Below are 14346 nucleotides of genomic sequence, written 5' to 3' on the forward strand. Positions count from 1 at the left end.
TTCTACAGATTTATAGACTTAAAATCCAATGCCTTCAATATTTTCTTATCTGATAAATTGTTTTTAAATATATTTTTTATGTCCTCCATTTCAGTGCCGCTCAAATCTATATTATTTTCCAATTTTATATAATAATACTCTCCGTCAAAATTTTTATTTAAATAAAAACCTTTTCCATTTGGAGTTTCTCTTATACAAATTAAATGTACATTCATAAGTTTAGATAAACATTTGATAACTGTATCTTTATAGAAGATATTAAGAACATTATTAAATAACTCTCGCGGATTATTAATACCATTCATAATAGCAAATATTATTATTCTATTAATGCCTGTTAAATATCGCTTTCTTATTTTTATTTTATATTCCATAAAATCCTCCTTAGTATTTTTACTTATTTATTGCTTCTTTATTACTAATTAAATCTGGTATAAATATATTAGAATCTTTATCTTTTTCATTGATTATGACTAAATATCCTCCATTCTTACACTTAACTATTTTTTTAAAACAGCTATTATATAAATCTGATATAGCATTTCTTCTATTTTGCATTAATAAATAAAAAGTCTTTTTATAATACTTAATTTTTTTATCTATACTTAAATATTCTGCATTAATACTATTATAATTCTTACGGGCAATATTATTTCTTTGTATAGGATTATCCCAATCAGAATAATGTTCACGGCTTTCTTTTATTGATTTGATTTTATTTGCCGTACTTCTTACTTCTAATAATAAAGATCCATTTATTTCCATTTCTTCTATCTTATTAATAAGCATATTATAGCTTGGAAATACATCTTCCATATTAAATCTTTTATTAATAATCTCTAAATAATCTTTATACAATTTATAATAACCCTCTAAATATTTAAAAATAGTTTCTCTCAATTTTTCTATCTTTGCATCAATATCTTTCACTTTATCATAAAGAACATGAATCTTTTTATCTAACATTTTTATATATTCTCTAAGTTTATTAATCTTCCTATAGTTTTTTAAATCCTTTTCGCATAAATCAATTAACAAATCAATATTATAATAACTTCCTCTTAAATCTCTAAGTTCATCTATAGTTTTAACATTTGTACCATTAGCTTCATTAAACCATTTTAATCTTGCATCCTTTCTTCTTGAAAGAGATAATACTTTTATAACCTTGTAACATTCTTCTCTTCTTCTTTTGAAAAAATTTATTTCTGTTCTATAATAATTCTTCTTATAGTTAAATATCTTTATTTGTGAATTATAATCTATTATGATAAATAACAAGTCATAAGATTTTCTTATTATCTCAGCTACTTCATATAATTCTTCCATCACTATTATTTTAAAATTTGCTTCTGCTTCGTTTCTAATACCATTAAGAAAATTTACTATTTCATTTAATTTAGCATTATACATTTCTTTAGCATCATAAATATCCTTAAATGCAAGTTCTCTATATGCATTTACATCATCTATCTTTCTTTTAATTTTTTCTCTTTTTTTATCTAAACTATAGCTGCAAATCTTATTAAAAATAAAGTCCAAAAACATAAATAATACTCCTTATAAAATATTAGTCTAATAATCCGTATTCCAATAATAAATTGTATAGCTCATCATCATCGCTTTTAAAATTCTTAAGCCACTCATCAGATACTAAATAAGCTATAGCATCTATTATCATTTCCCTATTTTCTATATCAGAGTCTTTAAGCATATTAGTAAGATTTTCTACTTCTTTGAAAAACAATTCATCTTTCTGTATATCTGATGCTAATTTGCTGTTTTTTTCATCTATTTTATGTATTTCATTAAAATATTTTTTCTCTCTTAATGCATATATAGTTCTCTTTTGATTCAAATAATCCATTAACTGATTGCTCAAATCAATTCTGTCATCATCAAACATTGTGTTAATACTGCTGTAGAATGTTTCTTCTATATTTGCTTTTGCCTCATAATATTTCTGCTGCATATCTGCCAATACTCTTCTTTTTCCTTCATCTATATTCTCATATTCTCTGTCTAACATACTAGATATTCTATTCAATTCAGATTTGCGTGCAGAGTATTCTGATATTTGAGCAAAAACTCCGCCGAATGGAATTAAACTCTTGAAACTAAACTCCCAATCTCTTTGAGTACCAACACCTTCTACTAAAGCATATAGATTACGGTCTTTAGCAAAAGTCTGATAGGCTGCTTCTATATCTCTTCTTGCTATTTCCAATCCTGCCTCACTGTCTTTTGATATAAGATAAGATACAGTAATTCCAACAGCTAAACCTCCTACAACAGATCCTGCTATACTTGCAAAAGCTCCCAATGAAGCTGCTGCTGCTGCCCCCATAGACATATTAGAAGCGATAACCCCAGCTAATGCACTTCCGCCTAAAGAACCTGCATAAGCACCTAATGAAGTTGATGTTATAGAAACAAAATTCTGAGATACCTCTCCCATTAACTCAACAGTATCTATTTTACCTGTAATAAATCTATACATACTTTTTAATGTATCTATTGTCATTACAGCCATACCGCCTGCAATATTAGCTTTTCCAAGTAATGAAGAACCAACTCTATTACCCAAATAAGTAAAAGTAACCCCTAATGCACTTTTTGCAGCCCCATCAGTAGTAGCAGTAAGAACTTTATATGCTGATTCTATAAACTCATCTTCTGTTAAATTGCATCCATTTGATAAAAACTTTACAAACTCTCCGACAAATGCACTTCCGCCTGAAAATAATGCACCGCATAATGCTGCTTTAGGAAGCTGATTCAAATACTGTGCTTTAAATTTAGCATCTTTATTTTTTACTTCTATTCTTTCTCCATTTTCTAATCTTCTTGTAAGCTCTTCACTTTCATTTCTATTTAACTTTTCACTATTAACTTTACCATCTTTGCTTGATAATCTGTCGTATGTATTTTCTGCTGTATGCTTATAATCTTTTGTATCAGTATTTTGTTTTTTAGAAGCTATTGCTCTTACTTCATCTACATTTTCTTCAGGAACTATCTTTTTATTTGAACCATCTTCTCCTGAATATCTTTTTTTAGAAATTTCTTCTGTATTAACTTTTGCATTTTCATTATCTTTTACTTGATATTTTGTCTCTGTATTACCATCTCTGACTATAATATCTGCTTCCGGATCTCCCGGTTTAGTTAATCTTGCTTCTGTTTTATATTCTCTGCATTGTTCAGCTGCATTTACATTATATGATTCAGTTAACTTAACCTCATCTATAAATCCTATACGCTTTTTTGGATCCATATTTATTTTTGAATCTGAAACCTTTTTTAAAGCCTCAGGATAATTATTCATAGCTTTACTTAAATTATTACGATGATCCTGATATTTTACACTTCTTCCCAATCCAATAGAATCCGCCATATTACCGGAAATATCTTTATGTATGGTACTATCTTTTATAATGCCATTGCTTAAATTACTGTCAATATCAAACTTTTTTATTTTAGTATCTTTATTTACAAATACATTATTATATTTTGCATTATTCTTTCTATTTTTATGATTTCTGCCTTTATAGTTATTATTTTGTCCATAGTTATTATTATCTTGATTATACATATATTACTCCTTTAACATATTGCTTAAACCATGCTGTATTTTAGAAAAACTCTAAAATACAGACTGCAAATAACTAAAAAAATATTAACTAATTATTTGATAGTACCCTCCTAACAATTTCATTAACCAAAATTTGCTAATTATTTCATATCATCTTTAATGCAATCATACTCTTTTGATATAGCACTAATGCCCGAAAATACTGCTCCGTATAATGCTGCTTTAGGAAGCTGATTCAAATACTGTGCTTTAAATTGAGCATCTTTATTTTCAACTTCTAGTTTTTCACCATTTTTTAATCTTCTTGTAAGCTCTTCATTCTCATTTAACTTTTTACTATTAACCTTACCGTCTTTACTTGATAATCTATCCGATGTGTTTTCAGATGTATGCTTATAATCTTTTGTATCAGTATTTTGCTATTTAGAAGCTATAGATTTTACTTCCTCTACACTTTCTTCAGGAACTATCTTTTTGTTAAAACCATCATTATATAAATATCTTGTTTCAGAAATTGCCTTAGTATTGCGTTTTGCATTTTTATTATCATCTTTGACTATGACCGATACTTTGCTTGATTTTTTCTCATACTCTTTAATTTGAATATCTGCTTCTAAGTCTTTTGATTCAGATAAATAATCTAATTCCAAGCCCCAACAGCAACTACATAAATAAGTATTTTTATCTAAATTTTTTTCAAGATTTTTAAGATGCTCATTCATAACCTTATTTAAATTAGCAAGATGCTCACTGTATTTAACTTTTCTTGCTGAATTAATAGAACCATTATTAGAAATATTATTATTTAAATTATTGTTTGACATTTTTATTTTCCTCCTATTATTTTTTGAAATGCCTTTATTATTATTTTTTTTATAATTATTATTTTGGCTGTACATATATTACTCCTTTAACATATTGCTTAAACCATGCTGTATTTTAGAAAAACTATAAAATACAGCATGCAAATAACTAAAAAATATTAACTAATTATTTGATAGTATCCTCCTTTTTTATTTACCATAAATATAATTACATCTAAAACTTTTTGATAATTTTAGTAATTATTTTTACTGCAATGATAGGTAATAAAGTACGAATAATAGTTCCAAACATATTAACCTCCTAATTAAACATTTTCTTTGTTGCTAAAATATTCTACTAATATTTCTGCAGCAGCTTTTACAATCTTCAATACTAAAATTATATTTTTATCCATAAAAACTCCTTTTTATATAGATATTAAAAATACAATATTCTTCATCAATAATTATGAAAACAACTTAGTATGATAGTCAAGTTTCCAAGGGCGGTAACTACTTTTCTTTTTTAATTTTTTAAAATGATTTTTCTTGATATTCTTATTCACTCTAATTATTTGAGCAATACTATTATCATAAGTTAATAGACTACTCACTATATAATGAACAGTGTTTAGATTACTTTTATTAGAAAAAAAGTTAATAGGCATATTTAGCTCCTTTTAAGTTTTATAAAAAATATCATTAAAAAAATTAAATTGTAAATACTGTTTCTTCCTAAGCTAGAAGAGACAAACTCGTAAAAAATTGATATTTTCAAACTTTAGCAGTAGCTAAATATCTTTATCTTATAAGCCAATAATAGCATATTTACAAAATATGTCAAGTATTATATTAAAAAATTATTAAAAAAAACTATAAAAAAATTATTTTTAATAAAATAACTATATTTATAATGTAAAAGAGCTATACTGTATATTAAATACATAATTATACAGCAGTAATAATAATAAAATTTTAAAGGATTAAAACTGTAATGAATAATTTTTTATTAGATATACTTAACCCCTTAAAGTTTAAATTATTATTTTATATAAAAAGTTGTAAAACAAACAGAAATTAAATAATTACATTTAATTTCAAAATACTGTTTCTAAGCAAAAAGCCTAAAAACAAAGTCAAAAAATAATAAATAAACTCTGGGGATAAATACCAGAGACTTGATATTATATATTATATAAACTTTTTAAAATAAGTCAAACTATTTTATTCAAAAAATATCACATATATAACTTTTTACTTAAATTAAAAGCCCAATTATGTTTATCTAAGTCGGATTCCTTACTTTCTTCCAAAAACTTTCCAAACGCTTTCTCATAATCAGTATTTGGAAGCTCAAGCATTTCTTTTAATATATTTACAGCTTTATCAAAATAGATTTCATCTCCTGTTAATATCTCAGTTAAATATAGGGAAAGTTTTCTCATATACTGAAAATAACCTTGCAAATTTTCTACAAATATATAGCTATTTGACAAAGATAGTTTTTCTTTTTTTACTTTATAATATACAAAACAATAATCTTTTTCTATATCTACATCCTCTGATGATTTTCTTCTTTCTTTATCATTATAGAAATTGCCGCTTTTTTCTATAAGTATATCAGATATTCTTCTGCTGTATTTATTATCATCATAAAAATTCTTACAATACCTTAAAAGTCTTATTATCAAATATTTATCGCTTTTATCAGGCTGATTATTATTATCTATATAAGAAACTAACTCTTTAATTAACAAATCAATATTATCAAATTTTTTTTCCCCTTTTTTAATATATTTATAAAGATAATCTAAAAACTCTTCTTCATTACCTGCTGTAATAGCATAAAGCATAAAATTACTGTATACTCTGCCTATATTTTCCTTATCATCTTTAAACAACTCTTTAGATTTAGAAAAACATTCCTTAGCTTTCTCCAAATCTTCTTTATCTTCTGTAACATAATAGTGAACAATATATGTCTGACCAAGCGTTCCGTATAATCTTGCTATATCATCTATATATAATTTATTATAACACTTAATATTTTCCAAAATATTTTTTATATATTCTATAATATCACCGCATTTATAAAAATCCCATAAAGCAACCATACTTATATTATCAAAAAGTATCTTTTCCCTTAAAAAGAAATAATCACTATCTATATTTTCTATCTTACCTTTATTAAGCTCAATCATTTCTAAAGATTTATCTGTATTATCACTATGATTATAAATAGAAAGTTTAGCTGTATTAATCATAAATATAATAGAATCAAGTTTCTTAGATACAAAATTTTCTTTTGAATTATTTTTTTTAATTTTTTCTAATAGTTTAATTAATATATCATAGCTTTCCAATATATTATCATATTTAAACTCATTATTAGATTCTATCTCTAAATTATCTAATATACTTTTTACAGCATGAACTAAATAACTTACTCTTCTATATAACTCCTCATCGTTTATAAAAAAATTCAATATTTCTGTGCTGTCATTTTCAGCAAATTTTTTTCTTCTATCACCTATTTTGTTATGTGATGCTAATTTTTTATAAAAGATATATCTGTTTAATATTGTATAATAGTCATATTTATCAAAATAAAAATCAATAGGATCTTTATCAAATGAACTGTATTTTGTTTTTAAATATATACTAAACTCCTTAAAAATTTCTTTAGAATCTGAAGTATGACGGTTATAAAAAGTATTGCAAAAATAATCAGCAAAAACTAAATCAGGCTCTTTATCTGCAGGTCTTAAAGGGAGCATTATATATTCTATATTATTATTATTTAGTCCATATTTAATTTTTAAACTTTCTATTCCTTCTTTAACATAAGGTTCAATGTCTATAGGCTCCATATTCCTATTACTATTAGTATTATTGTTTAGTATGTCTTTCTCAACATAAACTCTTGAAGGCATTTTGATAATTAATAATATATTTTGCTTCAATAAATCAATATCATACTCTTTAATAATTTTATTTAAAGTTTTTACTATTAAATTAGATGCTAAATCGACATAGTATTTTCTTGTAAACTCTATACCATTAGGATTATTTTCATATATACATACAAATTTAGCGTCATTTTTATTTAGAAAATCAAAAGCACTTTTAGTTATTTCTTTTTTCAAATTATTATTGATTTTATTTCTATGATAAACATTCATTAAAACCAATTTTTTTTTATTTTCAGAAGAATATGAATATCTATTATCATTTTGAAAATATTCACTATTTAATTCATCTAACTTAGCATAGTTTTCCTTATACCAATCAGATAAAGATTTATCTTTTATAAAATATCCTCCAATAGCAAAAATTTTCTCTTTTTCTTTTTTATTAGCATTAATATTTCCTGTTTCATCTAAATATAAATTAAAAACAACTGTGTTCTCATTAATTTTTTCATTAACCTCTAATACAGTATTCTGATCCATATTTTTTTTAATATTAGGCATATAATAACCGTATAATAATTTTAATACAGAACTATCAATTTCAGAATTATTTATAAAAGTTTCTAATTTTTTAAAAGAATAATGTTTAAGTAAAATTATAACATACAAAAAAGGAAATATAGAATTATCATTTTTTATATCTTCTAAATCAATCTTTAATACTTTATCAAAATAACTTATCAAACTATTATTTTGTTTTTTGTATAATTTAATACAAAACACCAAATAATAATATATATCTTTATCTAAATAATTTATCTTCAATTCATCTTCAATTATTTCAGTATATTCAAAAAATTCCTTAACCCTTTCATTTTCACATTTAATTCTAGCCTCATCAAAAAGTTCATTAAAAAGTTTTTTGTTGCTTTCACTCAATCCGTCAAAAACTTCTTTAAAAGTTATAAGATTCTTATTGTTTTTTAGCATTATCATTTCCTTTATTTTATCTTATTATAAGATTCATAAATGTCTTTTAATTCTAAAGCTTTTAATACACTATTAATAATACTAATACTCCTCTTATAATCTATAGCAGCTATACCTGTACCATCTTTTACTCTCATATGACAAATCATATTTCTAACATCTTTTATAGTTTCTGATATCTTTGGAGTCATTTTATCATTATTAAAATTAACTAAAGAGTTAAAATCTACATATCCATCTTCCTTTATTATACTTTCAAAACCATACGCTTTATGACATTTGTAAATTAAATGAGACTCTATAGCACATATAAAATATAAAAACTCTTTAGCAGCCCACATTAATACACGCACCAATTCCTTAACTTTTATTACATCAAGCTCTTCTCCTTCTTTTAATTCAGTAATTGCTGGATTAATAAATTTTTTTAAAACTTCATCTTGAACTATAATATTAAATGCCTCTATAGAATTAGATATAGAAAGCTCCAAATCTTCTTTTTTCATTGATGATTTATTTATTCTCTGAGGATCAAGCAGCCATTCTAAATCATTTCTCACATCTTTTTTATAATAATCTCTAATATTAATCCTAATAGGCGTTTTTAATACCCAAACTAAATCAAAGTCTAAAATACCTCTATTATTTTTATTGTATTCAAAAATAATGCTTGTCTTTTTTCCTAAATATTTATTTCTATGTACAATTAAATTAGCATATTTCTTAGAAATTAATGCAAGAATCATTTCCTGAGCTAATATATTTCTTATTTCATTATCTCTAAATTTTTTTATTTTATTTTTAGCTTTATACTCTTCATAAAAATTAATAATTATAGGAATAGTATAATTTTTAGATTGAAAATATTTTAATAGTATGGATAGCAAATCATATTTTCTAGTTTTATAATCATTAAATTCTTTTGAAAATAAAGTTTTTTTTATACTATCCCATCTCAAAGCTTCATAAATTGTGCTGTCTGTATCTTTATAATAATCATTTTTATCTTTATTCATAGAATAATTAGGAGAAAAAGCATATTTACTCCAGCTTTTATATAAAATGTTAGTGTCATCTTTAGGATTCTTTTTTATATTTTTCTTATTTTCAGCAAATTTAACAGTAAGTTTTATACACTCATCAGTAATACCGTCAAGAGTATTTATCTTTAGTATACCTTTTATATTATCAGGAATATCTATGTGAATAGAATCAAATGCTTTTTTAATTGATTCATAAGGAGATGACAAACTATATACATTAAGTTTTGATATAATCATCATTAACTTATCATGAAGTACAATACTATCTCTTTGATGTATATGTTCATCTTTAGCTATTTCTCTTCTTATAGCTCTTACACAAAATTTAGTTTTCTGATATACACTATATTTACTTACTTTCTCTTTCAAAATATCTTCTAATGTTCTGACATTGCATTTTTTATTATTATTTTTATATTCTTTTTTTATATGCAAAAAAGATGCTGCAGACTGCAAATTATTAAATATTACATTATCAGAAATCATTATAGATGTAAGCAAAGCTGTAAGATTGTATTTATTAATACTATACTTTATCATACCTATATTGTTATTCTTGTCGATATCATTATAAACTATTTTGTATATAGATCCATCAGCATTTTTAGAAGGCTTTACTTTTCTTCTAGTATCAATATAATATTTATCAACAGGAACGGCCCATATAGCAGCATTTCCTACTATAGACCATGTATCTTCAAAAAATGAACTTTTCAAATTTCCAAATTTACCATATTCTGTAATAAAATTTAAAGCCTCTTTCATAAAGATATCTTCATTTCTAAATACATTGATTAAAGATTTCTCTATTTCTTCTTTGGAGTTTTCTAGTTTATCTATTTTTTCTTTTCTTTCTATTTCAGTTTTAGCATTCTTATCTATTTTTTCTTTTCTTATTTTTATCAATTTATTTGTATTATCTTTTCTAATAATATCTTCCAATTCTACTATTTTTGGAAAACTATTACTGTAGCTGTAAAATTTAAGAGCTTTTTTATACAAATAAAAAATATCTGCCTGATTTTTATTTTGATTTACTGTATGATATTTATCATCAAAATCTTTTATAGTTTTCTTTATTCTCTTTGATGTATTGAATACTTCACTATTAAATTTCTCTTTGAATTTTATTTGATTATAATATAATTTATCATCATCAAATTCAATACCCGGTACAAGTGTTTTATATCCGCCTCTTAATGAAAAAGATAAAATTAATTCATTAATGTATCCTTTTAACTTTATTAAATCTAATATTTCTTTTATATGCTTTTTTTCTGTAAACATAGCTATAATCATTAAAGCATATACAAAAGGTACATTTTTAAATGATGTTTCCATTTCGTTAAAGTCTACATTTAATGCTTCTCTTATATATAAATCCTTATTTTTATATTTTTCTAAAGATAATTTTGGATTTTCTTTTTTAATTTTTTCTATATATTTAGCATCTAAATTTATTTCATTATCTAAACATAATTTTAGGAAATTAAATAATTCTGCATTGAATTCTTTAAATTTACAATGGTCAAAATGATCATCCCTAACATTTTTATGTATAAGAATATTTCTAAAGTCCATAATAAAATCAATAGCCTGTTTATATGAGGCATCTATCACTTTTTCTAAATTCTCTTTATCTTCCCTATAAAAATTATTTTTTTCTTCTCCTTTTCTGTATTTTTCTTTTTCATCACATATCATGCATTCCTTAGAATTTAATTTAGTACATTTTAATCTTGCACATTCTAACTTTGAATATCTTAATTTAAATACAGTTTCAAACTGAGTTTTATATATTGACTTACTATATTTTTCCTCTAATTTTTTTTCATCTTTAGAATCTTTATTAAAAGAACTATTCTCTATTATAAATGTAGCAAGTATAGTTAATAATTTCTTTACTTTTACTTTATAGCTATTTTTGCCTGTCCTTATAAAATAAGAAATATCTTTAATATCAGGAATTTGAGAATCCGCCATATTATCTCCATAAAATGTGTATACACTTTCAGTATATACATAAAAATGATAAAATCAATAATATAAATTATAAATATATAATTTTAGAAGAATTTTTATAATTTTTATTTATATTTATAAAATGTTTATTGTTACCTATTAACTCTTTCATACTATTATATTGCTCTTTAGTTATTATTATGGTTTTTATTGAACCTTCTTTTGGTGCATTTTTTTCTATTCTATTAATATGTTTTTCTAAAAGAGAATAATTTTTTGATATTCTTGCATATACAGAAAACTGCATCATAAAAAATCCGTCTTTCAATAAATATTTTCTAAATAGACAAGCTGCTCTTTTCTGCTTTTTAGTTTTTACAGGCAAATCAAAAAATACAATCAATATCAAATATCTTCTCTCCAATCATTAGGGTATAAAAATATATTATAATCATTATTATTAATAGATTTTAATAATGAAGAAATTAATATTTTACATGCGGAAGATAATTCAAACCATTTATTATTTATACAAACTTCATATAAATAAATTTGATGCATTTCTTTTCTTATGTTAGAATCAAGGGCAGAAAATTTTAAATTGATTAAAATTTCTTTAAATTTATATACATGATAATCTGCAATAGGTCTGAAAGGCTCTATAATATCATCAGCCAAATTAAAAGGATTTGTTTTAGATTTATGAAATATTCCAAGATATGGAATAAAACCTGAAGCAATTATATACTTAATAATAATGGCCCTTATAATAGAATAAGTATAGTTTAAAGCTGCATTAAGAGCATAAATGTTTTTATCTTTGAAATCCTGTCTATGAAATATAAAATCATTACTAGAAAATAATTCTTTAAAATAAATAGATGCTGTAATAGCTTCGGTATTTTGTATATTAGCATTTTTAATATCTTTAGAATAATTTATTAATGTTTTATATTTGCTTAATGATAATTTTTTAAGACATAGTGCCTGATTAATAATTTTTTGCTGTATTATAGTTTTATGCAGTTGTTTTTTTAATATAGGCGATATTTGTAATTGTTTTTCTAAAGTATCTAATTTTCTGTATTGATTCCAATAAGAAAAAAGAATTCCGCTTACTTCATGCCTTTTATTTGTAGTCATTAATAATATACCCATTTCAGTTAATTTAGTCATTAAAGGATGAGTTATTACGATTTGTCTGTTATCAAGTATAATATAATCAATATCTTCTAAAGGCACAGATTTAGAATATTTTTTATTAGTAAAAAGAAGATTCCCATCTTTTAAAGATAGTTTTCCCTCATTTTCAATAATTACAATTCTCCAATCCATATATAAATATTATCATTGAGATAAAAAATATCAATATTTTTTTTAAAAAAATGCAAAAATATGTTAGTGTATATATAAAATTATGAGTTTTTTTAAAAAAACTATAATTTAATGTGTGATACACAATCACATAAAAATAAGTATATGTAATAATAAATCAATTTATCCGGTATAATATTTATTTATATAAAAAAATAAGAATAAAATACTTGCAAAAATAATAATATATAGTATTATGTATATAGTTCTTTGACATGTTTATATGTTATTTACATATTAATGTGAAAAGAATATAAAAGCTAAAAAAAGATTGTCTCGATACCCTACTCAATGTAGGAAAGCGGGATTTTAATCCCTTCTACTAATTCTTTTATATGTCTCGATACCCTACTACGCTCTGCGTACCTTCGGTAATGTAGGAAAGCGGGATTTCTTCTCGATCTTTATTATAAGTTTTGAGTCTCGATACCCTAGTCAAGTATTTGGCTTGGCAATAAAAAAATTGAGCCGCTGATAACTTTAGTTGTCAGCACACTAAAGCGAGATTTTTTTATTAGTGATATAGGAAAGCGGGATGTAATTCATTGTGAGTGCATTTGCATGTTGGTCTCGATACCCTACTACGCTCTGCGTGCCTAGATAAAAAATTGCGAGTGCCTGACATTCGAGAGAATGGCAGGGATTATTAATGAGCGATTTTTTATTGATAATGGAAATGTAGGAAAGCGGGATCAAAAAGTTTCAAAATCAAAATATATTTTGTCTCGATACCCTACTACGCTCTGCGTGCCTTCGGTAATGTAGGAAAGCGGGATCTATTTTCAGAGAAATCTTTCTCTTTAAGTCTCGATACCCTATTCAAGTATTATGCCTTGGCTGTAAAAAAATCGAGCTGCTGATAACTTTAGTTGTCAGCACCTTAAAGCGAGATTTTTTTATTAGTGATATAGGAAAGTGGGATTTCATGTATTCGTCATACTCTGAAGAAAAGTCTCGATACCCTATTCAAGACTTTGTCTTGGCGATAAAAAAATCGAGCTGCTGATAACTTTAGTTGTCAGCACTTTAAGGCGAGATTTTTTTATTAGCGATATAGGAAAGCGGGATCTATTCATTTCTTCAAATAAATCTTTTGGGTCTCGATACCCTACTACGCTCTGCGTGCCTAGATAAAAAATTGTGAGTGCCTGACATTCGAGAGAATGGAAGGGATTATTAACGAGCGATTTTTTATTGATAATGGAAATGTAGGAAAGCGGGATTCTCTAGATAATTTGGAACCTTTTTCTATGTCTCGATACCCTACTACGCTCTGCGTGCCTAGATAAAAAATTGCGAGTGCCTGACATTCGAGAGAATGGCAGGGATTATTAACGAGCGATTTTTTATTTATAATGGTAATGTAGGAAAGCGGGATTTCTTCTCGATCTTTATTATAAGTTTTGAGTCTCGATACCCTATTCAAGTCTTTGGCTTGGCTGTAAAAAAATCGAGCCGCTGATAACTTTAGTTGTCAGCACCTTAAGGCGAGATTTTTTTATTAGCAATATAGGAAAGCGGGATTTTTCAGTAGCATAACCACCAAAAGGTGTTGTCTCGATACCCTATTCAAGACCTTTGTCTTGGCGATAAAAAAATCGAGCTGCTGATAACTTTAGTTGTCAGCACCTTTAAGCGAGATTTTTTTATTAGTGATATAGGAAAGC

Annotated in this window: 8 protein-coding genes; all 8 read right to left on the bottom strand. The window is 24.8% G+C overall.

All coding sequences use genetic code 11. From position 1 onward, the window contains the following. Positions 1–2 precede the first annotated feature (2 nt). Positions 3–374 (bottom strand): hypothetical protein, encoded by a 372-nt coding sequence (locus BHAMNSH16_RS05280; RefSeq protein WP_069732044.1) that lies wholly within the window; start codon positions 372–374, stop codon positions 3–5. A gap of 19 nt (positions 375–393) precedes the next feature. Next, a complete protein-coding gene (locus BHAMNSH16_RS05285) occupies positions 394–1548 on the bottom strand; it encodes a hypothetical protein (RefSeq protein WP_069732043.1) in 1155 nt (384 codons plus the stop codon). 22 nt (positions 1549–1570) lie between these two features. Further along, the gene (locus BHAMNSH16_RS05290; RefSeq protein ID WP_008727677.1) at positions 1571–3595 is read right to left on the bottom strand and encodes a hypothetical protein; all 2025 of its coding nucleotides are present in this window, start codon (positions 3593–3595) and stop codon (positions 1571–1573) included. 419 nt (positions 3596–4014) lie between these two features. Beyond that, on the bottom strand, positions 4015–4419 hold the full coding sequence (locus BHAMNSH16_RS05295) for a hypothetical protein (RefSeq protein ID WP_008727676.1): 405 nt from the start codon (positions 4417–4419) through the stop codon (positions 4015–4017). Positions 4420–5636: 1217 nt separating this feature from the next. Then, complete coding sequence (locus tag BHAMNSH16_RS05305) at positions 5637–8300, bottom strand: hypothetical protein (protein ID WP_069732041.1); 2664 nt, start codon at positions 8298–8300, stop codon at positions 5637–5639. Between the two features lie 11 nt (positions 8301–8311). Then, positions 8312–11326, bottom strand: a complete 3015-nt coding sequence (locus tag BHAMNSH16_RS05310) for a hypothetical protein (protein ID WP_069732040.1) — start codon at positions 11324–11326, stop codon at positions 8312–8314. A gap of 67 nt (positions 11327–11393) precedes the next feature. After that, positions 11394–11714 (bottom strand): CRISPR-associated endonuclease Cas2, encoded by a 321-nt coding sequence (gene cas2 / locus BHAMNSH16_RS05315; RefSeq protein ID WP_241033660.1) that lies wholly within the window; start codon positions 11712–11714, stop codon positions 11394–11396. Continuing rightward, on the bottom strand, positions 11711–12640 hold the full coding sequence (cas1, locus tag BHAMNSH16_RS05320) for a type II CRISPR-associated endonuclease Cas1 (RefSeq protein ID WP_069732039.1): 930 nt from the start codon (positions 12638–12640) through the stop codon (positions 11711–11713). Before cas1 ends, cas2 begins: the two co-directional genes overlap by 4 nt. Positions 12641–14346: the final 1706 nt, after the last annotated feature.

The organism is Brachyspira hampsonii (genome assembly GCF_002214805.1).
GTDB lineage: Bacteria > Spirochaetota > Brachyspiria > Brachyspirales > Brachyspiraceae > Brachyspira > Brachyspira hampsonii.

Bases quoted from the DNA above. Each gene is read 5' to 3' on its own strand.
- BHAMNSH16_RS05310 (WP_069732040.1), bottom strand. From the start codon at position 11,326: ATGGCGGATTCTCAAATTCCTGATATTAAAGATATTTCTTATTTTATA.
- cas1 (WP_069732039.1), bottom strand. From the start codon at position 12,640: ATGGATTGGAGAATTGTAATTATTGAAAATGAGGGAAAACTATCTTTA.
- BHAMNSH16_RS05305 (WP_069732041.1), bottom strand. From the start codon at position 8,300: ATGCTAAAAAACAATAAGAATCTTATAACTTTTAAAGAAGTTTTTGAC.
- BHAMNSH16_RS05280 (WP_069732044.1), bottom strand. From the start codon at position 374: ATGGAATATAAAATAAAAATAAGAAAGCGATATTTAACAGGCATTAAT.
- BHAMNSH16_RS05285 (WP_069732043.1), bottom strand. From the start codon at position 1,548: ATGTTTTTGGACTTTATTTTTAATAAGATTTGCAGCTATAGTTTAGAT.
- BHAMNSH16_RS05295 (WP_008727676.1), bottom strand. From the start codon at position 4,419: ATGTCAAACAATAATTTAAATAATAATATTTCTAATAATGGTTCTATT.
- BHAMNSH16_RS05290 (WP_008727677.1), bottom strand. From the start codon at position 3,595: ATGTATAATCAAGATAATAATAACTATGGACAAAATAATAACTATAAA.